Genomic DNA, 21423 nt, shown 5'->3' on the forward strand with positions numbered 1-21423 from the left:
TTTTTCTCTCATTATACAAGAAAGACCCTATAGAATAGACTTTTTTTTAAGTGTCTATTCTATAGGGTACATTTTAAATAAAGGCTTCTCTTTTTTACTTTCTTATAATGGCTTTTTCATTTTGGACAAATAGTTCATCAAATTGCTTCGCAAGCTCAAAATCGAGTTTCGTTAAACCTTTTGCATTCCAAGATGACAAAGTAATAATGACTGCTTTATACTGGATAAGGATGAATGGGTGGTGATTATGTTCTTCTGATAGTTTGGCGGCTTCAGAGACAAATTCGACTCCTTTTAAGTAGTCGGAAAACATATATTTTCTTTCAATCCATTTTTCATCTTTTACTACCCATTTATCTAACCTCAATAATTCTTCTTGAACTTCCTCTTCAGTTAATCGTAGCATCATTTTTCACATCCTTTACTGGAAGTAGCGTAAGACCATTGTTAATAAGACGTGTTACAGCTTCATCCGTTGTGAAAGTAGAAAGTTGTTGTAATAATGCTGCTGATGTTTCGTGCCCTTTGTTATGCTCTAAAAGCAATTCTAATATTTCAAGGCGAAGTAACCATTCTTTCGGATACAATTTATTTAATACTTCTTGAATTGCTACTAATTGCTCGATATGCGCGTCGTGTAAAATACCTTCATTTCGGATATCGCGAACTGTTTGATACATACGTTCAAGTTCATTCAGTACAAGTGGAGCAGGAATTTCTTGGATTTCTTCATCCATTGGGAAAAATGCTGCAGCATCTGCGGCACCTGGGAATACCGAAGTGATTGTTGAACCAACAGCCATATCAAATGCGCCCCATGAAGCATCAAATAAAACGCGGTCGTTATAAGTAACTGTACAATTGATAAAGGAAATAAGAGCGATTTTATTATCGTTTTTTACAATATCTGTTACTGTTCCTTTTACATGAATACCACTTGCAAAAGTAAACTCAGCAACATTTCCAATTGTAATTCCTAATGATTGTAATTGTTCATCTGTACAATTTTCTAATGCAATATTTTCAGTGAGTAATCCAATTGGTGTTCCAAACCCGTCACTGTGTACAGACGTAGAATGATTCGCTAGCTGTTTATTGTGAATTGCTAATGCTGTTGGCGAGCTCGTTCGCATGTAAATCAATTCACCTGCATCGTTTTCAATTGTCTCGGTAAATGTACCTGTAATTTGTAAGCCGCTATTTAATTCAGCAGTTGCATGATTTTCAGAGCGAATTGCTTTTTCTAATCCTTCTTTACCACCTGTTTTAAAGGCCATCGTTTCAGAGAATTTCTCAAGTGCTTCTGTTAATTCTTCAAATGATTCACAAACAAATAGTTGTGGTTGCATTTTTGTTACGTCATAAGTTGTACTTGTACATGCCTCTATAGAGAATGGAACCTTTTCTACAGCTCTGTTAAGCAATATTTGCTTTCGCCAACAGAAGAAAGGAGACCAGCACCATATATTTTTGGAGCATCTATATTTCCAATTAATCCATATTCTACTGTCCACCAGAAAAGACGTGAAATTTGTTCCGCTTCTGATAAGCCAGAAACTAACTTTTGTTTTTCAAGTACATTATTCTCAGCAGCTGTAACTTCATCAGGAGTAGAAGTAGGGCTTTCTTTTACAATTGTTAATGTACGAACAGCTTCGAATGCATCATGTTCTTCTTTTGTTGAGAAAGCTTTTGCACCAATTTGTCCAAATCGTTTCACATATTTTGCATATGTAGGATCAAGTAAAATAGGTGCGTGTCCTGCAGCTTCGTGTACAATATCTGGAGCTGGTGTATACTCGATATTCTCTACCTTGCGAATATCTGTTGCGATTGGTAGCAATCCGTGCCCTTGAAAATCGAAAAATGCGACGCCAGGAATAAGTCCGTCAATCGTTACAGCGCCCCAGCCGCTTGGCGCCAAACATTCATTCATTTCTTCTACCTTTGGAATTGCATCTATATTAATACCAGATGATTGTAGTCCGTTCACATAGGCTGGATGAGCAACGTCTTTTAAGAAGCTATGATTTTGTCTCATAATGTAACGCCATACAGCGTGGTTCACCGGTGTGTATTGATCATAATGCTGTGTGGATACGAATGGTTTTAAATGCGATGGAATTTCTCTTTTCTTTGTCATTTAGACATCCTCCTTTTTTTAAATAAAATTAAGTATCGGTTTCGTATAGCTTGTATCACCCCCTTTCAAAAATTGTAAGCGCTTATAAAATTTTATCATAATATTCGTAATTATTTAATATTTGTTTCTGTGAGAAATAGAAAAAGCCCCTATCGGAAAATCCGATAGGGGCGAAAGAATCGGGTTACTACCTTATTTCACATCTAAATCAACATTTAAATTAGATGTATTTCCAGCTGCATCTGTTGCTACAATGTGAATTGTATTTTTACCTTCTTGTAATTGAGTACGATCTAAATAAATGCCGTAATTTTTCTCCCAAGGATTTAGGAATGCACTTTCCCATACACCATTTCCGTTGATTTCATACTGTAGTCTCACTGGAATTCCAGGTGCTACCCAACCAGATTCTGTCATCCAATCTAGTAAGATATCATCCACTTTTCCTGTGATTACAAGGTTTTCTTGGTCAATTTCGTATGTTAACTTAGGTGCAGTTCGATCCAGAAATACAGCAGCTGTTTGTTTTGTTTCCCCACCAGAATTAGAGGCAACTGCTTCGATTTGGTATAGACCGTCAGCTAACGGAGTACCATCTGCTTTTGTACCATTCCATTTGAAAGGTTTGTATCCAGCTGTTTCATTTTTAGCTTGATGGATAATCCCTTGGTACGTTATACGTTCTTTTGTAACTAAATTTGCGTGCAATGTTACATCATCCACAGGTGCAACTAAATAGTAGTTGATGAGATTATCGTCTAATATTTGGTCACCATTTGGACTAAATGTAGAATTAATAATTTCGAGTCCATCTATACGTTTGTAATCTTTAGGATCGATACTAAATGTAAATGGAATGCGAGTTTCTTCCTTCTTACCTTGTTCTTTTATATACACATTTCCAGTATAGACACCTTGGGGTAGCGAACTATCGACAGTGATAGTAAATGGTTTTTCGGTACTACTATTCGGCTGTATGCTAATCGATGAAGGTACAGAAGTTTTTACTTTTGTTTTTGTGTTTGTATCTAGCAATTCTACACGAGTTGAAAAACTTTTCTTTTTACTAGATAGATTTTGTAACGTAATATTTTGCGTCAGTTTTACTTTCCCACTGTTTGGCTTAATAAGACCGAAGCTCACATTGTTAGGTTTGACTAATACATCTGTTTGAGCTGCTTTCGGGATGTTAATTAAACCAGACCCTTGTGTCATAATAGGATATGTATTTTCATTCACATCTTTTAAAGTTTTTGCGGTATTGGCAAGGGATGCTTTTAATTGCTCTGTCGTCCAATCAGGATGCATTTGACGCAAGAGGGCAACCGCTCCAGCTACTTGTGGAGCAGCCATACTTGTACCATTATGAGATTCATAGCCGCCTCTCGGTACTGTACTCGTAATTTGTACGCCAGGTGCAATTATATCTGGTTTTATAAGCCAACTTCCTTGTGACGGACCTCTGGAACTGAAGTTAGCAATCAATTCGGTTGGATTTGGTTGGCCAATTTTTATATTTTTCTTACGCTTTGTAATTAAGTTTTTCAACTCTTCACCGTTTACATTGGATAGTTGCATAACTGGAAGGGCTAGGTTTTCACGTGTAAAGTATTCAGGCATAATATTGATTTCTTTTTCTGTAGAAATGAATAGTACACCAATTGCACCAGCTTGCTTCGCTTGTTCAGCTTTTACTAACGTGCTAGAAGTACCTTGTAAAACAAGTGCAAATTTTCCTTTCACATCTTGTTTTGCATAATCGCTTGGATTACCATAGCCAACATATACAAGTGGAGAATCATTTCCTATTGGGAAATCTGATTTTGATAACGGTAATCCTTGGTATGTTTTGCTGGAACCAGCTACTTGGAATGTTGGAAACGGAATAGAAACTGTAGATGCTCCAACTGATATCACGCTACTTGCATTTCCAGGTGCATCAACAGACCAAGGTTTTGGACCATCATTTCCATTGGAAACGACTGCAGTAACCCCAAGCTTTGCTGCACGTTCTAACGTTAAAGTTACAGGCTGATCAGGTACATTTAAATCTTGTCCAAGGGATAGATTTAACACATCAGCACCATCTTGAATTGCTCGTTCAATACCTTGAATAATATCATCTGTTGTACCAGTACCACCGTCATTCATGACACGATAAGCTAAAATAGAAGCATTCGGAGCAACGCCTTTAATTTTTCCGTTACCAGCAATAATTCCAGCTACATGAGTACCATGTACGTTACCATCCATTGGATCATTATCTTCATCAACTGTGTCATATCCACCGATATAATTTGCTTTTAAGTCAGGATGTGTATAGTCTACACCAGAGTCGATAATCGCTACTTTCATACCTTTTCCATCAAGCGGTTTACCAGATGGGTCTTTTAAATTCCATGCTTCAGTTGCACCAATTGTTGGTCCGCCGATATTTGGTGCTTCTTCATTAGTAGTACTTTTTGATGTTTCATGTAATTTATATGTTAAGTTCGGATAGACTGCTTTTACTTCAGGTAAAGAAGCAAGAGCGGTAATTTGATCTCCAGGAACTGAAATAGAGAATCCAGAAAATAACGTATTATACACTTCTTTAATTTTTGCACCAGGTGCTTTTTCTTTTATTTTCTTAGTTGTACCTTCTTGTGCTTTTTTAAGCTCGGTATGATAAGACTGTGTATGATTATTTTGTAAATCTGGAGCATGCTGAATGTTACTTTGTGAAGCGAGTGGAGCATGTTGCAATTCTACAATGACAGAAATTTCTTTTGATGTTTTTGTTTCAACATTTTGCGCAATTTTGTTTTCTCCCCATTGTTCAATGTTCGCTTTTAACTGTGGACTAAATTGCTTCTCCTATTGTAGCGATTCAGCATGTGCGCTTAAAGCTCCAAAACTGGAAAAGACGAGCGCCATACTTAATAGTGTAGATGTAGTTTTTTTCATTGAAACTCCCCCTAATAAAAAGTGGTAATATTCCGAAAAATAATCTTACAAATTGATCTCGAATTACATAATCTGATGTTAGCTAAACTATATTTTCGACATAATTCATACCAATCCTCTATGAATTTAAAATTTCTTGGGAAATTTTTTCTGATTATGTCGAATAGGTATTTTTTACATATTGTAGGTGAACATTGAGGAATGCTATGAGGGGAATGGAGGGGTGTTATGAAACGGTTCATAGTAAGCGTTGGTACAATGTTAGTCGTATTTTTATGTTCAACCATTAATAGTAGCGCAGAAAATAATGAATTTAAAATTGCTTTTATTCGTCATCATGACCTCTGGATTAAAGTTGATGGAAAAGAAAAACAACTTACAAAAGGAGAGTATATAACAGGGCCAAAGTGGTCTCATGATGGAGAGTGGCTGGCATATGTAAAAGGAAAGAAACAAGGTAGTCTTGAGTTATATCGGCTGAAAGATGGAAAGAAAGTTACGCCGTTTCACTCAGAAGCATCGAATTATCAATGGTCACCAAAAGAAAATATAATTGCATTTGTATTTGCGGATACATTAAATACGTTTGATGTCCAAAAAAAGAATACAGATTTTGAAAATGTATCGGCAGGTGTAGGAGATTATGCATGGTACCCGAATGGAAAGAAGTTTCTTGTATCTTCTGAAGCACACTTACTTCCAACTGGATGGACAGGAGCTCAGCTATATGAAGTACAAAAAGATGCACATATGAATCCTCACAAAATGAAGCATTTGTATGCATTGCCAAATGAACATGATGATTTCCTAGCGTTAGTTGCAAGTGGCTTTCAGTGGTCGCCAGATCAAAAGTGGATTTCATTTTTAGCAGTACCGACAGCTTCATGGTCAGCTGATAGCAATACGCTTTGCTTAGTTCGTGCAGATGGTAGTCGTTTTGAAAAGGTAGATCAAATGTTATTAAACACACAATGGTTCAAATGGGCGCCAGCCAACAATATATTGGCCTATATTGAAGGAAGCGGGAGAGTTGCATTAGAGAATAAACATTTGAAAGTAAAAGAATTGCCAGCACTTCAGCAGAACACATTTACACCGAAAGGATATGTCGATTGGGATTTTACATGGAAGAACGATAACGTAATTATCGTCTCTCGAGCAAAAGAGGGAGGATTTGAAACATTGCCAGAAAAAAGGCCACTACCATCTTTATATGAAGTTGATAGTACAAGCAATGTACAGCATCGAATCACAAAGCCACCTCATAAGCAGGGTGATTATCATCCAATCTTTATGAAGAAGAGCAATCAATTAATATGGATACGTTCAGACCGTAAGAAAGCAGATGTATGGCTTGCTCATAGAGATGGAAAGCATGAAATGAAGTGGATTGAAAATATAGATGTACCAGAGTGGTATTATGAGAAATGGAATTGGGGAAATGTTATATCGGTGAAATAACAATAAAAAATCTGCCTAAAAGATAATTTTAAGCAGATTTTTTATTATTATTTATGCGTTTTATTTGGCTTCTTTTTCGCTGGGTTTCCGTTTCCCTGACGTTTTCTATTTTGTTCATCTTTTGCTTGTTTTTCATGCAGTGTATCTAAAAAGTCATTCGAGTTACTCATTTTTCTATCGCTCCTTTCATCTTGTCCTAATTACTATAACCATTTAGGAGGATAATCATGAGATAAAAAGTTAAGCGCTTAATTTTCTTCGATAGTATACGTAAAATATGCCATACGTAATAAATAACATAAATAAAATTTGTAACTCTACATTTTCTTTTAAAATAGTTGCGACAGAAGTTGGTAAGTATGGTGATGTATTACTCGTTTCTATACCTAACCATTTGTTTAAGAGATTAATGGTACAAAACATAAAAACACCGGACCAGCTTGCAATAATTGCTTTCTGTTTAATTTTTGTTTCACGTTCATCATCTGTAATCCAAGGATTAGAAGTTTTATCACTACTAAAAAATCCGTTTATATATCCCCATATAATCATGCCAATTAAGATAGTTAGCCATTTCATATGCATGTGTCTCCTCTCTCTTGTAAAAAATATTTTACACATATAATTGTAATGTTTTCCAATTCATTGTGTCAAATATTTTTTACATATCGATGTTTCATATAGCAGGAATAAAGGATGGAATAGGGAAGAAATATGTAAGAGGATTTTATAGTGAGAGGAGGATGGGGATGAAACTCATCTTTGTTCGGCACGGTGAAGGAGAACATACAAAAGATTTGCCATCAAGTTTACAAGTGCCTCATCCACCGTTAACGGATGAGGGAAGGAATCAGGCTAAATTACTTCAATGCAATGTACCCTTGCAAGAAACGGATATATTAATTGCTAGTCCTACAATTAGAACTTTACAAACGGCAACAATATGGAGTGCGAAAGTAGCTTGTCAAAAAATTGTCCACCCATATGTATCCCCACGTATTTTTCCTTATCGAGAAGGATCGACAACATTACCATGTGATCACATAGTAGATCAGGGGGTAATAACAAATTTATTTCCACATTTTTTGATAGAGAAAAGTACAAATAAACAGCTATGGACGGAAGGTATAAATACTATTCCAGAGAATCGTTTTCAGCAAATCGTAGATGAATTTCTTCTTTGGTGTTGTCAGCTAGGCGCTGAAAGAATTTGTATTGTATCTCACGACGGGAGAATTACTGCGTATCGGCAATATTTACAAAAAGTCGTTTTAACTAGAGCTGATTTTTTGCAAGAAACGGGTATATATGAAATGGATGTATCCCTTAAAATTTTGATTGAGGAGATCTAATTATAGGATGGTGGGTGTATGTGGAATGTTGCACTAGTAGTTGGCTTTAATTCTGATTTAGAGGCACAATCAATCCGAGCATCACTTGAATACTTTGGGGCGAAAGTTATAACGTACTGGATTGGTAGACCGAAAGAATTCATCGACATTCTTTCTGGAAAGGGTTTATATAACGATATTAATTATGTCGTCTTTTGCTTTCATGGTGAGGAAGGAAAGTTTGTCATGGAAGAGTTAGGTGAAGATATATATGAACAAGATGAACCGAGAGGATACTTTGGTGCAGAAGAAATTTATAAATATGCAAAATTGCATAATACAAATATTGTAAATAGTGGGTGTACGTTAGGGGAACAAAAACTAGCAGAATCTTTCTTACGTAGTGGTGCGAAATCGTATATTGGATCGATAGATTATGTAGATGGAAATGCAGCACTTATGTTTACAATACGCTTATTTTACGGGCTTATTAACCATGAAAAAACGTTAGGAGAGGTTTTTGAAGAAGCACGGTTAATTGATAAAGAGACACATACATTTCGATTATATAAGTAGTGTGAAACACGTTTATTCTATATTCGAATAAACGTGTTTCACATTTAACTCACATTTAACTCACATTTTTTTTACATTTTCTTCAATGAAAACCATTATCACTTATGGTATGATATGTTCAAGTTTTTACAGGTAATAAAAGTTACTATATAAACGTTAGTTTTTAATGTTTCATACACATGTCATGAATTATTCATAATTAACGTTTTAAAAATAAGTAACTAATGTTATTTTATAACTTGTAACTAACTTAATTACAAATTTAGGAGGAATATATGGTTATTCAATTTTTAAGAGAAAACAAAGCAGTTTCTTTTGTGTTAGCGGTAATTCGAGTGTATCTTGGTTACACATGGTTAATGGCTGGAATTGGTAAACTACAAGGAAAAGGATTCGATGCAACGGGTTATTTACAAGGTGCAATTGAAAAATCTAAAGGAGCACAACCGGCTGTTCAATCTTGGTGGGCATCATTTTTACAAGATTTCGCAATTCCAAACGTTGATCTATTTAATACACTTGTAACGTGGGGAGAAATTTTAGTCGGAATTGGTTTAATTGTAGGCTGTTTAACAAAAACAGCGGTCTTTTTCGGTCTTGTAATGAACTTTTCCTATATGTTTAGTGGGTCAATTGGTGTGAATCCTGAAATGGTTATTCTATCAATGTTCGTTCTAGTTTCTGGTATGAATGCTGGTAAATTTGGAATAGATGGTTTCGTTATTCCGAAAGTATTAGGTTCAAAAACTCAAAAACGCCAAAAGCAAGCTGCTTAATATATGAAAACGGGTATCTCAAAATGAGATACCCGTTTATTTTTCAGTTATTATAGGGTTTTTGCCAAAGAAATCTTTCACATACCCTACAAACTCCTGTGGTTCCTGACGAAATGGTGCGTGATAGCCTTTCTCGATAATATGGAAAGTGCTATTTTTTAAGAATTGATGATACGTTTCGCCCTCTTTCCAAGAAACGCTACTATCATTTCTTCCCCATATAATTAAAGTTGGTTGTTGTATTTCATGTGCATTGATTTGAAGACGTCTAGGCCATAATTTCATTTTATTGTAATGTTCTTCATCATTACGTTTAAATTTCACTTTGCTCTCATCATAATCTGCAATGGCAGAAACGGTATTTAAATCAGTCGACAACTGTGGTCTTGGTGATCCTTGTTTATTAACGAGTGTATGAGGACCGCCCGTAGCATCAGTTAAAATAAGGTGGGTAACGGATTCTGGATATAAATATGTTAAATTAAGAGAAATTTCTCCGCCCATTGAGTGGCCCAATATTGCAAACGAATCGTAACCTAGTTTTTTCATTAATTTATAATACAAATTTGCATGAGTTGGGAAAGAATAATAAAAATCCATCGGCTTAGATGAGCGCCCGAATCCTAAAGCATCTACAGAAATAATTGTATGATCTTTTGCTAAGTCTGAGTAAATCTTTTGAAAACCATCTGACGATCCTCCAAATCCATGGATCATAAGTAAAGGTGGTTTTTCATTGCCAATCTTTTTGAAGTAAATGGTTTGACCATTTATTTCTACCATTTTTTCCTCGGTAGCTAGTTTTGCTGTAAGTGTATTTTTAACTTGTTTTACTTGTTCTACTGGCTTTTCTGCTGCACTACATCCTACTAATAGTGTAAGAGTAAGACAACCTACCATAAAATAGCTAAATCGCTTCAATTAGGTGTCCCCTTTCTAACATAACGCTGTATCTATCATAGCAAATAGCATATTACGATTTCCAGGAAGTTCGCTACCATTTTTTATCATAAGAGGTGAAAGGAGCGTTTCTTGGAAATTTTCTATTTGAAGAAATTTGCGAAATGAAAATTGTGAATGTGGGACATCAATTCTTACTGTGCCATTCCAACATTCACATATGTTTTGTAGTAATTGAATAGCATCTTCTTCTCGTTTGGCGATAAGTGGATTGATACATAATATACTATCTTTTTGTATGCATAAGGAAAAAGCTTCTATACAGTTATGTCTCTCAATTTTAAAAGAGTGGCTCGTTCTTGGTAATAGTAATGAATAAAGTAAAGAACGATCGGCACCAGTTGTAATTTGATCGAGGGAAATAAGCGATATAAGATCTTTTTCTTTTACTTGTTTTGTATGAGTGATATGTGTCTTAGTAGTTTGTTTTTCAAAACGATGAATCGTCGTTACTGTTTGAAATCCGCATGATGTATAAAGAGGCTCGCCAGCTTTTGTTGCAATAAGTGCAATTGGTTGTTTTGTAAGAGTGTGTTCTAAGCAGTGATCAAGCAAAATACGCCCGATACCTCGTCTTTGAAAATGAGGATGGACGATTAACATGCCAATAGTAGAAAAACTTTCTTTAAAAGGAAATACTCCTCCAGCTGCAATCAGTTTATTTTCATGCATATAACCGACAAGTGTACCGAGAGAAAGATACATTTCGAATTGTTTTTTCATAAATGCTTTATTTTGTAACCATCCAATAGCTTTACAAAGGTCGAGTAAATCAAAAATAAATGATTCATCAAGCTGTATTATTTTCATAAATGCTCACCACATTTCTATTAATTTTCATAAAAGTAGATGGAAAATGTTAAATAAGAGATTTACGTTAAATGAAATCCAACTTGTTTATATTTTGATTGTAAAGGTGAAGATGGTTGATATGAAAAGACAAACTTATACAAATTATAACTGATATTTACATAAGTTAACAAAAAATTTACATATAACTAATTTTCTCTTAATAGTCTTCTATTAAATTTGATAGTGGGAAATGAATAACCTAATTAGGGGGACAAGACAGTGAAAAAGTTTGTGAAAAAAGCATGGCCATTTGCAGTTGTGGCATCATTAGCAGTTACTTCGGTAGCAACATGGAATTTTACACGTTCTAGTGAAGTGAGTGCAGATGAGAACGGAAGCAATGCAAAGATTAAAAATGTCATTGTATTAATTGGGGATGGTATGGGCCCTTCATATATGACAGCTCACCGTTATATGAAAGATAATCCAAAAACTTTTGAGATGGAATCTACAGAGTTTGATAAACATCTTGTAGGAACACAAAAGACATATCCAGAAGATGAACATGAAAATATCACAGACTCTGCATCTGCAGCAACAGCTATGTCAGCAGGAATTAAAACATATAATGCGGCAATTGCAGTTGATAATGATAAAGCAGAAGTGAAAACTGTTCTTGAACAAGCGAAAGAAAAGGGGAAATCAACAGGACTAGTTGCTACTTCTGAAATTACACATGCAACACCAGCTGCTTTCGGTGCGCATGACATTAGTCGTAAAAATATGGACGCAATTGCAAATGATTATTTTGATGAGAAAATTAAAGGGAAGCATAAAGTAGATGTTATGCTTGGCGGCGGCGTAAAAAACTTTGTTAGAAAAGATCGCAATCTTACAGAAGAATTTAAGAAATCTGGTTATAGTTACGTAACAGATCGAGATCAATTGTTAAATGATAAAAATGATCAAATTCTTGGTTTATTTGCACCAGGCGGTTTAGATAAAATGATTGACCGCAATGAGAAGACACCTTCATTAGAAGAAATGACAAATGCAGCAATTGAGCGTTTGAACAAAAATAAAAAAGGTTTCTTCTTAATGGTTGAAGGAAGTCAAATTGACTGGGCAGGACACGATAATGATATCGTTGGTGCAATGAGTGAAATGGAAGACTTTGAAAAAGCATTTAAAGCTGCGATTGAGTTTGCGAAAAAAGATAAAAATACGTTAGTTATTGCAACGGCAGACCACGCTACTGGTGGATTATCTTTAGGTGCAAATGGTGAGTATAACTTTAAAGTAGATCCAATTAAAGCTGCAAAACGCACACCAGACTTTATGGCAAATGAGATTGCAAACGGTGCAAATGTAGAAGAAACATTGAAAAAATATATTGATTTACAATTAACACCTGAAGAAATTAAAGCGGTAAATGATATTGCTCCTTCAAAAGATGTAACAAAGATTGATAATGCGATTGAAGATATTTTCAATAAGCGTTCGGTTACAGGATGGACAACAGGTGGACATACAGGAGAAGATGTAAACGTATATGCATTTGGCCCTGGTAAATACTTGTTCTCTGGCGTTCAAGAGAATACAAATATCGCGAAACGTGTCTTTGATATTGTTGGCGGTGGCGACCCGAATAAAGGAAGACGCTAATTATAAACGAAAGTGAGGCGAAATGCCTCACTTTTCTTTTTAGGAGATGGGAAGATGAGAACTTTTTTCAGAGGGATAGGACTCTTTCTAATAGGTGTATTATTGCTAGTTGGATGTCAATCCAAAGAGAATCAGATAGAACAAAAAGCTACTACAAAAGCTGAAGGAAAGGTACAAATAACGAAAGAAGAAGAGAAAACGATTCAAGGTGTGATAGAGAAATTTGTACGGACGACAAATGAAAAAAATCTTACTGAACATATGGAGTTGTTTTCAAAGAAGATGCCTAGTGCTGAAGACTTAAAAACGCAAAAAGAAGCAGCTTTTCAAAAGGGAAATAAGAAAATTGAATTGGAACATATAGACATAAAAGCTAGTAAAGCAGGGTATGTTGTTGTTGAAACAAAAGAAAAGGAAATAGATGGAGAAATCACTCTTCAGAAAAAAGTACAGTATGCACTTGGAAAAGAAGAGGATGGCTGGAAAATTGAAGAGGTTCGCACGATAGAGAAGAAATAAAGTGAAATTTTCCGTAAATAGCGCAAAAAGGTTCTCATTGGCGAGAACCTTTTTTTATAGTGGTAACATAATTTGATCTGAGCATGCTTCGATATCATCAATATCTTGGCGAATGGTTGCCATTTTATTATCAAGATCCTCAGCTTTCATTGCGGCATCATGTAGTTCATCTTTTAAATAATCAGGTATTTTCCCTTCATATTTATAATAAAGTTTATGTTCTAAACTTGCCCAAAAGTCCATTGCGAGCGTACGTAACTGAATTTCTGCAAAGACTTCTTTTGTACCAGAATTCAGTGATAAAGGATATTTAATAATCATGTGTAAACTTTTATATCCATTTTGTTTTGGATTAGCGATATAATCTTTTACCTCTATGATTTCCATATCTTCACGCTTTTGAATGACTTCTTTCAAATGATAGATATCTTCTACGAAGCAACATGTAATACGAATGCCAATGATGTCTTGTAAATGCGTTTGCGCATTTTCAACTGTCGGTAATAAATTTTTACGCTCAAGTTTTTTAATAATACTTTCAGGTTGTTTTAATCTTGTTTTTATATGTTCAAACGGGTTGTAATCCTCTAAAAATTGGGCTTCCCGGTTCATAATTTCAAATTTAGTTTTTAACTCTTCTAAAGCAAATGTATATGGTAGTACAAAAGCTTTCCAGTAGTTAACTGTTGATTGATTATATTCCATTTATATACACACCTTTTCCTATTTACAAGTGAGGTTGTTATTATACTAAACACCAAATCATGTAGGCGCAAGCAGCAAATGATGAGATCATAAAACGATATTTAGTTTTCATACTTTCAACTCCTTTCAAATAAAATTTTATATAAATAAACGTGATTGTTAATAAGTTCACTATGTACAGTTTCTATAGTAATAGATTCGTGTGAATTTCGTATGAACTAATTGTTTCAGCTTTTTGTCTTTTTTTTGCAAATCATCATTATTCTCGATAATTTAAAGTGTTTTTATTTTATTTATTCATTTGTATAAATTAATGTATATTTGAATTTATAGTTATTAAGGAGGCTATACGGTGAACTTTGAAGAATTAGCAATTGCTAGACGTTCTGCAATGAAATTTGTACAAGGAATAGAAATCCCAGATGAGGACTTTAAAAAAATATTTGAGCTCACAAAGCTTTCTCCATCTTGTTACAATTTGCAACATACACATTATGTTGTAATTCGTGATCAAGAGCGCAAAGAAAGATTAAAAGAGTTAGCCTTCGGACAATATAAAGTATCGAGTGCATCTGCGGTAATACTTGTTTGTGGTGACAAGAGAGCATACCAAAATGTCGAAAATATTTATTTCGGTATGAAGGTTTTAAAGATGATTGATGAATGTGAGTATGAAGATACAATTAAGCAAACGAAAGGGTTATATGAAGGAAAAGGAGAACGCTTCATGGAAGAGGAAGCGATTAGAAATGCTTCGCTAAGTGCGATGACTTTTATGTACGCAGCTAAGTATTATGGATATGATACGTGTCCAATGATCGGTTTTGATGAGAAAGCAGTACAAGGTGAATTGAATATGCCAGAGCATGTAGTACCTGTTTTAATGATTACGATAGGAAAAAGTGATACTACTAAAATTCGCCCACGAGGATATAGAAAACCAATTAGTGAGTTTGTTACATATGAGACATTTTAATACAAGGTATAGATTACTTAAATAAAAGGGTTCTATTTAGATCCCTTTTATTTTGCAATTGACAAATAGAATGAAGTTATATAATATTTAAATCGTAATCATTACGTTTTAGTTTACGATTTTTAAAAGAAAGGAGAATTACATATGCGTGTAAATATTACATTAGCTTGTACGGAGTGTGGTGATCGTAATTATATTTCTAAAAAGAATAAACGAAACAATCCAGAGCGTATCGAACTAAAAAAATATTGTCCACGATTAAAGCGAGTAACGTTACATCGTGAAACGAAGTAGAAGACTAGAGATATCTCTAGTCTTTTTTCGTTTATCCCGCTATTTGCCGGGCAGTAAGACATTTACCTCAAAATTCAGCGAAAGCAAAGAAGGTAGGTGGGGGTCTTACTGCCCGTAAAATCCCGATTGGTGAGGGCTGATTAAAGTTTCACTTTATATTTCTTTTGTTTGTTATAATTACCTTAAATTGTAATAAAGGGAGCGGTATGATGAATCAAAAAGATAAAGAAAGAAAAGAGCAAGTGGCTCATATTATTAACATTCCAGATGATTATAGGCTTGTTGTAGATGATCAAGAAGGTGTGGATGACCCATATCATCTATTATGGTGGGAGCATAAAGCGGATGGGGAGAGAACGATACAGATTACGTTGAATAGACATACTGGTAATTTAATTGACTTTAGGATAGAGGATGAAAAAGCTTTTTCGAGCGGTAAGGAAGCGATAGAAGAGAATAAAGCAAGAGAGGTTGCAAATACATTCTTAAGAAAATATACAAAAGAAGGATATGAATTTTATACATATGTAACTGTTAAGGATGATTGGCGCGGTTGGAAAAAAGTAAATTATATGCAAGAAGTGAATGGCTATCCATTGCCGAATACGGGGTGTGTTGTGCTAGTACATCCATTAGGTGATGTGATGCATTTTCATTATAATGGACAAAAAGCTATCGAGAAAAAACCGTTATGGCCAAGTGATATTGTTGAGGAGAACGTCGTCTTAGAGAATTTGAAGGCTAGACAAGATATGAGACTTGCATTTGTAGATTTAACACACTCCTCATGTGAGTATGAAAATGGAGAAGAAGTAAAAGGGTACCATCTTGTATATGAACCAGATCCTAGCCATGCATGTATTGATGCAAGTACAGGTAAAGATTTATATGGGCCAGAACATTATAAATTACCGCCAACAGTAGTTGTTGAAAAAATAGAAGAAGGTAACCGGCAAGATGACATATTCGAATTATTTGACTGGGATAAAGAAAGTTTTGCAAAAGTAGATGAGACGGAAAATAATAATGAAATAAGGATGAAATTTGTTCCGAAAGAGGAATTACAAAAACAGAAAGAAGAAAAGAATTCATATTTAATGAATGAATTCTTTAAAAAGCATTTACCGATGCTGAAATATAATAATTTAGTTAGCGTTACAATTGATAAATTAACCAATGAATTAACTGGTTTTATAAAATTGACAGATGATAAAGAAGTAAAGCAAATACTGCCTAGAGAGGAATGTTTAAAAAAAGCACTTCAATTTTTGGAACAAGTTATTCCAGATATCACACAATATCTGCGTCTTTGGGAGGAACGTGAAGAAGCTGAAGATGGGATTGAAAGATTTATTTTTTCTGTATATATAAATGATATTCCGGCAGAGTATAACCAATTTATGATTAACATCAATACGGAAAACGGTGCTGTGATGCACTACTCTGGAGAGTCTAGCAAATTTATAAAAGAATTACTTACATACGAAACAACACCAAAAGTAACGAAAGAAGAAGCGTTAGAAATATACAGAGATGCTATCCGAGTTAAATTAGAATGGTCTATAGATCATGATGTAGAGGAAACGGTATATCAATTGCTGTATAAACAAATAACGGGTGAAAATTATAAAGAATTCTTCGACGGTAGTCGAGAAATTCGTTATATTGATGCGCATACTGGGGAGAAAATTTGGAGCAAGTAAAATAAAAAGAGTTATTTTTCAAAGAAAATAACTCTTTTTATTTTTATAATTTGCCTGTTCGTTTTTCAAATGTAAATGTGATAGGAAGGTTGGAAGGAGAACTATCACTTTTAAATGTTACTTTCCATTCTTTAGAGTGGGCTTTAATTTCGAAATCAAGAAGATTCATTGCTCTACGTTTATCTATTTCTAAAAACATATTATGAATTTCTGGTTCCTGCTGTAAATTAAGAGCCTTTAGTGTGACTGTTAATGTGAAAAAATCTCGCCCTTCATATACTATTTTTGATATTTTTGTTTTTTGTGTATTTAACAGTATATAAAAACGGTCTGATGGAGTTAATTGTACAGAGTCATCAGTAATTTCATCCTCCATATTATGAAGTTCAACTAAGAAAGATGTACTATGGGAAGAATCTTTTTTGCTTGTAATCTGTAATTCAGTAGGAATCATCGGTATTTCATAAAAATCATTCCTTATTATGTTGTTGTAATCCTCTGAAAATTTACGGACTTCTTTTGGGAAAGAGTCTTCTTCTTGTGTACTTAAAAAAGTTTTATGTTGCTTTGGAATTTTTTCACTAAACTTAAATGTTTCTTTAAAGTAATAATTGGATCCAGTTAAAAATAAAAAACTACAAATTAATAAAAAAATTCGATAGGGATTTTGAAAGTGAAAGAACGATAGTATACATGTAATAAATCCAATTACATAGAAAATAAAGATAAGTAGTTCTAATTTTGAGTGAAAGGAGAAACCATAGTTATGAAAAAATTTCATTCCAATTATAATTTGAGCTCCAAAAAACAAGGAAATTCCAAATTGAAAAAATAATAAATCAGGCCCTCTCTTAATAACAAAAGTAATGAATGAAATGAAAAGTAAAAATACCCCTAAATAAATTGTTACATTTAATAATCGATCTAATGTGAGCATGAATAGTGTCCCCTTTAATAGCATATTCATATATAAATAACAATTTTATATAATTATAATATAACAATAAAATATTTTAAATGTTGGAAGTGTTGAGTTTTATAAATAAACTGTACAGACACAAACAACCTCATGCCCACATACACTTAGTAAAGACCACTATTTTGGCGGAGGTGAAAGGTTTGAGTCTATTCGCCGCAATTGGATATATGGTTCGAGAAGTGTTTGTCTTTGTTTCTTATGTGAAGAACAATGCGTTTCCGCAGCCATTATCATCAGACGATGAGAGAAAGTACTTAGAGTTAATGGAGCAAGGTGATGCTCAAGCGAGGAATCTGTTAATTGAACATAATTTACGGCTTGTAGCTCATATCGTTAAAAAATTTGAAAATACAGGGGAAGATGCAGAAGATTTAATTTCAATTGGTACAATCGGGCTCATTAAAGCAATCGAGAGCTATTCGGCAGGAAAAGGTACAAAACTTGCGACGTACGCAGCACGCTGTATTGAAAATGAAATTTTGATGCATTTACGTGTATTAAAGAAAACGAAAAAGGACGTTTCACTTCATGATCCAATCGGGCAAGATAAAGAGGGGAATGAGTTATCAACTAGACTTTATCCTGTTATTTTTGTTGACAAATCTTTTTAGATATCTGAAAATGAATTAAGCAATATTAAATTTAATATATCTTAGGGGTTTGAAATGGAATTAATAGGTTATCATGGAACAAGTAAGGAAATAGCCGCTAATATACTCAAATCAGATTTTAATAGCAATTCAAAAGTTGGATGGCTAGGAACAGGAACTTATTTTTTTGAAGAAGATCCTCAGATGGCTCATATGTGGGCTAAAGATAAGAAAAAATTTGCCAGCGTAGATGTCTTACGATGTGAGATTAATGTGGATGATGACAAAATATTTTTTCCATCAATACCTGGAACACCTGACAACAAAAAGTTTCATATGTATCGGAACAAGTTAAAATTACAATTGAAACTAAGAGGATTAAAATTAAAAGCAAAAGACAAGCAGGAGTTTGATGGTAAAACGTATAATTTTATATGTAAGGCGGAAGGATATGAATTAGTAAAAGCATATACTAATACATATGATGATGTTGATGCTGATTATGAAATTTTTTCTAAAGTTGCTAATGGAGTTGAATTATGTGTAAGAAATACTTCAGCTATCGAAAAAAAAGAAAAAATTGAATACAGTCAATAATAGGGGAATGATAATCATGAGAAAAGAAGATATCAGAGAAATGGAATCAAGAATTGATCAAATGTTCAGTAGCATGTCTGATGAAGAGTTTGTAGCTTTATTAGAAGAATCTGGCTTTGAGGTAATGGAAGGTAATGGAGAAATTGTTTACGAAAATCCCCAGACGCAATTTGAAATTAGAACGAATTATAAATTAAAAGGCAATGGCTACTCCTGTAATTCAGGAAAAAATAGAAAGAAATTTGATATCAGTATTTCTAGCATGGATGTAGCTTTTGCTTGCGCTTGTTAATTAATTAGGATTGAGGAGTTTATAATGAGCAATGTTATGAGTCTATTAACTTTCAATGGTTATTCTGTTGATAATTTTAAATATAAGAGAAACTATAACTTTGATGATTCGTCAAATGAGGATATAAAATTAAAATTCAAAGTTAATGCAGAATCTAAAATGAATAGTGAAAAGACAGAAGCTTTGACAAAAGTTAATTGTACAGTGTTTGATGAAGATTTTTCTGACAACAAATCACCATTCTTTTTAGAAATATCTATTAGCGGTCATTTTGAACTGGGAGATACAAACGGTGAAATGACAATGGAAACTTTTGAATTGAATGCTGTAACAATACTTTTACCGTACCTTCGCAGCTGTATTACAAGTTTTACAGCCCAAGCTGGAATCTCAGCGGTGATTTTACCACCAGTTAACGTTTTTCAAATCATGGAAGAAAAAAATAATGAATAAGCGCTCCTATCAAGGAGCGCTTATTCATTATTTAGGTAGTTTAGGATACAAGGTTAAAGAAAAATCATCTTTATATTGGTGTTTTTCTTTATTGTACACAGCTTTTTCAAGTACAGACTTGAGAAGGCTGTTTTTCTTTTTAGGATCATCACTTTTAGTGTATAGGTCCAGAACTCTTTCGACTTGAGGAATGATATTATCTTGCGCTTCTTCTCGCTGTAGCTCACTATCGATACCTTTTTTTATAGTATCAATATCTTGTTGTAGTTTCTCAGTTTTTTCAGCCAGCGATTTAGAACGATCCAGAAATATCTCATCAGTATAAATTCCTCGCTCAAGTAAATCGAATAGTTTTTCTTTTTGTCTCTCTGTTTCATCTAACTCTTTTTCAAGATTTTTTAACATTTGTCTATAAACATTTATTTGTTTCATTTCATTTGTTTCTTCTAATGGTGTGTTGGCTTCAAAGTTAGCTTTGTATATTTCTAACCATTCGGCTAACCCTTCTAAAATACGTTGCTCTACTAGCTCATAGTTACTAGATTTATTATGGCATCGTGTTTGGTTATAGCACTTTAAAGCTGGTTTTTGAGTTGTGTATGGACGATATACCATAGAAGCGCCACACTTGGCACATTTTATAATCCCAGCTAATGCACTTCTAACGCCATTTGTTAATTGGTAGGGTACATGATATCGTCCTTTTAAAATTGATTGAGCTTTTTCAAATAATTCTTCTGAAATAATTGCATCGTGTTTTCCATCAACAATAATCCATTCACTTTCATCTCTAGTTCTTGTATCTTTTACTTTTCCAGGAGTAATAGATTTTTTTATTTCTTTCTTTTTCCAGGTTACTTTTCCGGAATAAACAGGATTTTTTATAATCCCTAATACAGTCCAGTTACCCCATGTTTTTCCTGTTGCTGTTTTGTGTCCTAATGCATTAATTTTGTTGGCGATCATAGAAGCACCAATTCTTATTTCAGGGTCATCATGTGTATACCATTCAAATATTAACTTTACGATTTCTGATTGATCTGGATGTGGTTCTAAAGTACGCCCGTCTTTTAATTCTTTAATAAGGTATCCGTATGGAGGTGTTGTACCAAGATAATTGCCAGATTCTACTGATGCAATGCGTCCACGTTGCATACGCCTTGTAATAATTTTTAATTCTTTTCTAGCCATAAATGCTTCAAACTCAGAGTATTCTTCGTCCCACTCATCATTTAAGTCGTATATCTTTCTAGGCGTCACAATCTTTGTATTAGAACGTTTAAAAGTTTCGAGTATAATTCCTTGCTCTTTCATTCCTCCGCGTCCTAGACGGTCCATATCCATGCATAGAACAGCATCGTATTTCTTGTCTTCTACATTTTGGAGAAGCTTTAACATTTCAGGTCGATGGACAAGACTTTCACCCGAAACAATTTCTTCGTATACAGCGATAATATTTAAGTTTTTTTCTTTAGCAACTTTTAGGAGCGCTGTTCTGTGTTTAGCTAAAGTTTCGCCTTCACCACGTTGTTCAGCCTCAAGATCAGCACGTGATTTACGTAAATAGATTGCTGTTTTCATAGCAATTCCTCCTCGTATATTATATTTAAGCTGTTATTTCAGCTTTAAATTCCCTTAATAAGAGACCCGTAAATTAATACTTGG

20 protein-coding genes and 3 pseudogenes are annotated in these 21423 nt (G+C 34.1%); 13 read left to right on the forward strand and 10 right to left on the reverse strand.

Translation table 11 applies throughout. From position 1 onward, the window contains the following. Positions 1 to 94: 94 nt before the first annotated feature. From PDQ33_RS23620 to PDQ33_RS23630, 3 genes and pseudogenes are all read right to left on the reverse strand, one after another. The gene (locus PDQ33_RS23620; protein WP_000979545.1) at positions 95 to 409 is read right to left on the reverse strand and encodes a 4a-hydroxytetrahydrobiopterin dehydratase; all 315 of its coding nucleotides are present in this window, start codon (positions 407 to 409) and stop codon (positions 95 to 97) included. Then, positions 390 to 2143: pseudogene (locus tag PDQ33_RS23625) on the reverse strand (aromatic amino acid hydroxylase). Before PDQ33_RS23625 ends, PDQ33_RS23620 begins: the two are co-directional and overlap by 20 nt. 192 nt (positions 2144 to 2335) lie before the next feature. Next, positions 2336 to 5089 (reverse strand): annotated as a pseudogene (locus tag PDQ33_RS23630) (S8 family serine peptidase). Positions 5090 to 5317: 228 nt separating this feature from the next. Between PDQ33_RS23630 and PDQ33_RS23635 the strand changes: the two are divergent. Further along, a complete protein-coding gene (locus PDQ33_RS23635) occupies positions 5318 to 6550 on the forward strand; it encodes an eIF2A-related protein (RefSeq protein WP_061132131.1) in 1233 nt (410 codons plus the stop codon). 47 nt (positions 6551 to 6597) lie between these two features. On the opposite strand, the gene PDQ33_RS23640 is transcribed toward PDQ33_RS23635, so the two are convergent. Both PDQ33_RS23640 and PDQ33_RS23645 read right to left on the reverse strand, forming a co-directional pair. Continuing rightward, the gene (locus PDQ33_RS23640) at positions 6598 to 6720 is read right to left on the reverse strand and encodes a DUF4023 domain-containing protein (RefSeq protein ID WP_000071861.1); all 123 of its coding nucleotides are present in this window, start codon (positions 6718 to 6720) and stop codon (positions 6598 to 6600) included. A gap of 70 nt (positions 6721 to 6790) precedes the next feature. Next, on the reverse strand, positions 6791 to 7129 hold the full coding sequence (locus tag PDQ33_RS23645) for a hypothetical protein (protein ID WP_000871760.1): 339 nt from the start codon (positions 7127 to 7129) through the stop codon (positions 6791 to 6793). Positions 7130 to 7299: 170 nt separating this feature from the next. Between PDQ33_RS23645 and PDQ33_RS23650 the strand changes: the two genes are divergently transcribed. The 3 genes from PDQ33_RS23650 (at position 7300) to PDQ33_RS23660 (ending at position 9233) form a co-directional block, all read left to right on the forward strand. Further along, entirely contained in the window at positions 7300 to 7902 is a 603-nt protein-coding gene (locus PDQ33_RS23650) for a histidine phosphatase family protein (protein ID WP_270392684.1), read from the forward strand. 18 nt (positions 7903 to 7920) lie between these two features. After that, positions 7921 to 8457 (forward strand): hypothetical protein, encoded by a 537-nt coding sequence (locus PDQ33_RS23655; RefSeq protein ID WP_000267385.1) that lies wholly within the window; start codon positions 7921 to 7923, stop codon positions 8455 to 8457. A 275-nt stretch (positions 8458 to 8732) separates the two neighbouring features. After that, the gene (locus PDQ33_RS23660) at positions 8733 to 9233 is read left to right on the forward strand and encodes a DoxX family protein (protein WP_000236600.1); all 501 of its coding nucleotides are present in this window, start codon (positions 8733 to 8735) and stop codon (positions 9231 to 9233) included. Between the two features lie 36 nt (positions 9234 to 9269). Here PDQ33_RS23660 and PDQ33_RS23665 read toward each other — a convergent pair whose 3' ends face one another. Continuing rightward, entirely contained in the window at positions 9270 to 10154 is an 885-nt protein-coding gene (locus PDQ33_RS23665) for an alpha/beta fold hydrolase (RefSeq protein WP_270756716.1), read from the reverse strand. A gap of 15 nt (positions 10155 to 10169) precedes the next feature. Further along, complete coding sequence (locus PDQ33_RS23670; RefSeq protein WP_061132133.1) at positions 10170 to 11003, reverse strand: GNAT family N-acetyltransferase; 834 nt, start codon at positions 11001 to 11003, stop codon at positions 10170 to 10172. A 261-nt stretch (positions 11004 to 11264) separates the two neighbouring features. On the opposite strand from PDQ33_RS23670, the gene PDQ33_RS23675 reads away from it, so the two are divergent. Continuing rightward, positions 11265 to 12650 carry an alkaline phosphatase gene (locus tag PDQ33_RS23675; RefSeq protein ID WP_000714927.1) on the forward strand — a complete coding sequence of 462 codons (1386 nt, stop codon included), beginning with the start codon at positions 11265 to 11267 and terminating at the stop codon, positions 12648 to 12650. Positions 12651 to 12704: 54 nt separating this feature from the next. Next, positions 12705 to 13169 (forward strand): hypothetical protein, encoded by a 465-nt coding sequence (locus PDQ33_RS23680; RefSeq protein WP_061132134.1) that lies wholly within the window; start codon positions 12705 to 12707, stop codon positions 13167 to 13169. Positions 13170 to 13223: 54 nt separating this feature from the next. Here PDQ33_RS23680 and PDQ33_RS23685 read toward each other — a convergent pair whose 3' ends face one another. After that, on the reverse strand, positions 13224 to 13874 hold the full coding sequence (locus PDQ33_RS23685; protein ID WP_000456216.1) for a GTP pyrophosphokinase: 651 nt from the start codon (positions 13872 to 13874) through the stop codon (positions 13224 to 13226). Positions 13875 to 14226: 352 nt separating this feature from the next. On the opposite strand from PDQ33_RS23685, the gene PDQ33_RS23690 reads away from it, so the two are divergent. The 3 genes from PDQ33_RS23690 (at position 14227) to PDQ33_RS23700 (ending at position 16847) form a co-directional block, all read left to right on the forward strand. Further along, positions 14227 to 14850: a nitroreductase family protein gene (locus tag PDQ33_RS23690; RefSeq protein ID WP_001008505.1), complete on the forward strand. Its 624-nt coding sequence runs from the start codon at positions 14227 to 14229 to the stop codon at positions 14848 to 14850. 144 nt (positions 14851 to 14994) lie between these two features. After that, a complete protein-coding gene (gene rpmG, locus PDQ33_RS23695) occupies positions 14995 to 15144 on the forward strand; it encodes a 50S ribosomal protein L33 (protein ID WP_001265617.1) in 150 nt (49 codons plus the stop codon). Positions 15145 to 15353: 209 nt separating this feature from the next. Beyond that, positions 15354 to 16847, forward strand: coding sequence for a YcdB/YcdC domain-containing protein (locus PDQ33_RS23700; RefSeq protein WP_061132135.1), 1494 nt, complete (start codon positions 15354 to 15356; stop codon positions 16845 to 16847). 43 nt (positions 16848 to 16890) lie between these two features. On the opposite strand, the gene PDQ33_RS23705 is transcribed toward PDQ33_RS23700, so the two are convergent. Then, entirely contained in the window at positions 16891 to 17784 is an 894-nt protein-coding gene (locus PDQ33_RS23705) for a hypothetical protein (RefSeq protein WP_061132136.1), read from the reverse strand. Positions 17785 to 17966: 182 nt separating this feature from the next. Here PDQ33_RS23705 and sigK point away from each other — a divergent pair. From sigK to PDQ33_RS23725, 4 genes and pseudogenes are all read left to right on the forward strand, one after another. Next, a pseudogene (sigK, locus tag PDQ33_RS23710) lies at positions 17967 to 18395 on the forward strand (RNA polymerase sporulation sigma factor SigK); the annotation flags it as partial. Positions 18396 to 18491: 96 nt separating this feature from the next. Continuing rightward, positions 18492 to 19013: a hypothetical protein gene (locus PDQ33_RS23715; RefSeq protein WP_000420150.1), complete on the forward strand. Its 522-nt coding sequence runs from the start codon at positions 18492 to 18494 to the stop codon at positions 19011 to 19013. Between the two features lie 16 nt (positions 19014 to 19029). Continuing rightward, positions 19030 to 19305, forward strand: coding sequence for a hypothetical protein (locus PDQ33_RS23720; RefSeq protein ID WP_001224317.1), 276 nt, complete (start codon positions 19030 to 19032; stop codon positions 19303 to 19305). A 24-nt stretch (positions 19306 to 19329) separates the two neighbouring features. Continuing rightward, positions 19330 to 19758 carry a protein-export chaperone SecB gene (locus PDQ33_RS23725; RefSeq protein ID WP_000073200.1) on the forward strand — a complete coding sequence of 143 codons (429 nt, stop codon included), beginning with the start codon at positions 19330 to 19332 and terminating at the stop codon, positions 19756 to 19758. Between the two features lie 27 nt (positions 19759 to 19785). Here the strand turns inward: PDQ33_RS23725 and PDQ33_RS23730 are convergent, their stop codons facing one another. Continuing rightward, positions 19786 to 21339 carry a recombinase family protein gene (locus PDQ33_RS23730; RefSeq protein ID WP_000844793.1) on the reverse strand — a complete coding sequence of 518 codons (1554 nt, stop codon included), beginning with the start codon at positions 21337 to 21339 and terminating at the stop codon, positions 19786 to 19788. Between the last annotated feature and the right edge of the window lie 84 nt (positions 21340 to 21423).

The organism is Bacillus cereus group sp. Bc031 (genome assembly GCF_027716265.1).
Lineage (GTDB): Bacteria > Bacillota > Bacilli > Bacillales > Bacillaceae_G > Bacillus_A > Bacillus_A paranthracis.

What these genes read in the sequence shown, in the direction of transcription:
- PDQ33_RS23620 (WP_000979545.1), bottom strand. Translation starts at nt 409, where the DNA reads ATGATGCTACGATTAACTGAAGAGGAAGTTCAAGAAGAATTATTGAGG.
- PDQ33_RS23635 (WP_061132131.1), top strand. Translation starts at nt 5,318, where the DNA reads ATGAAACGGTTCATAGTAAGCGTTGGTACAATGTTAGTCGTATTTTTA.
- PDQ33_RS23640 (WP_000071861.1), bottom strand. Translation starts at nt 6,720, where the DNA reads ATGAGTAACTCGAATGACTTTTTAGATACACTGCATGAAAAACAAGCA.
- PDQ33_RS23645 (WP_000871760.1), bottom strand. Translation starts at nt 7,129, where the DNA reads ATGAAATGGCTAACTATCTTAATTGGCATGATTATATGGGGATATATA.
- PDQ33_RS23650 (WP_270392684.1), top strand. Translation starts at nt 7,300, where the DNA reads ATGAAACTCATCTTTGTTCGGCACGGTGAAGGAGAACATACAAAAGAT.
- PDQ33_RS23655 (WP_000267385.1), top strand. Translation starts at nt 7,921, where the DNA reads ATGTGGAATGTTGCACTAGTAGTTGGCTTTAATTCTGATTTAGAGGCA.
- PDQ33_RS23660 (WP_000236600.1), top strand. Translation starts at nt 8,733, where the DNA reads ATGGTTATTCAATTTTTAAGAGAAAACAAAGCAGTTTCTTTTGTGTTA.
- PDQ33_RS23670 (WP_061132133.1), bottom strand. Translation starts at nt 11,003, where the DNA reads ATGAAAATAATACAGCTTGATGAATCATTTATTTTTGATTTACTCGAC.
- PDQ33_RS23680 (WP_061132134.1), top strand. Translation starts at nt 12,705, where the DNA reads ATGAGAACTTTTTTCAGAGGGATAGGACTCTTTCTAATAGGTGTATTA.
- PDQ33_RS23685 (WP_000456216.1), bottom strand. Translation starts at nt 13,874, where the DNA reads ATGGAATATAATCAATCAACAGTTAACTACTGGAAAGCTTTTGTACTA.
- rpmG (WP_001265617.1), top strand. Translation starts at nt 14,995, where the DNA reads ATGCGTGTAAATATTACATTAGCTTGTACGGAGTGTGGTGATCGTAAT.
- PDQ33_RS23700 (WP_061132135.1), top strand. Translation starts at nt 15,354, where the DNA reads ATGAATCAAAAAGATAAAGAAAGAAAAGAGCAAGTGGCTCATATTATT.
- PDQ33_RS23705 (WP_061132136.1), bottom strand. Translation starts at nt 17,784, where the DNA reads ATGCTCACATTAGATCGATTATTAAATGTAACAATTTATTTAGGGGTA.
- PDQ33_RS23715 (WP_000420150.1), top strand. Translation starts at nt 18,492, where the DNA reads ATGGAATTAATAGGTTATCATGGAACAAGTAAGGAAATAGCCGCTAAT.
- PDQ33_RS23720 (WP_001224317.1), top strand. Translation starts at nt 19,030, where the DNA reads ATGAGAAAAGAAGATATCAGAGAAATGGAATCAAGAATTGATCAAATG.
- PDQ33_RS23725 (WP_000073200.1), top strand. Translation starts at nt 19,330, where the DNA reads ATGAGCAATGTTATGAGTCTATTAACTTTCAATGGTTATTCTGTTGAT.
- PDQ33_RS23730 (WP_000844793.1), bottom strand. Translation starts at nt 21,339, where the DNA reads ATGAAAACAGCAATCTATTTACGTAAATCACGTGCTGATCTTGAGGCT.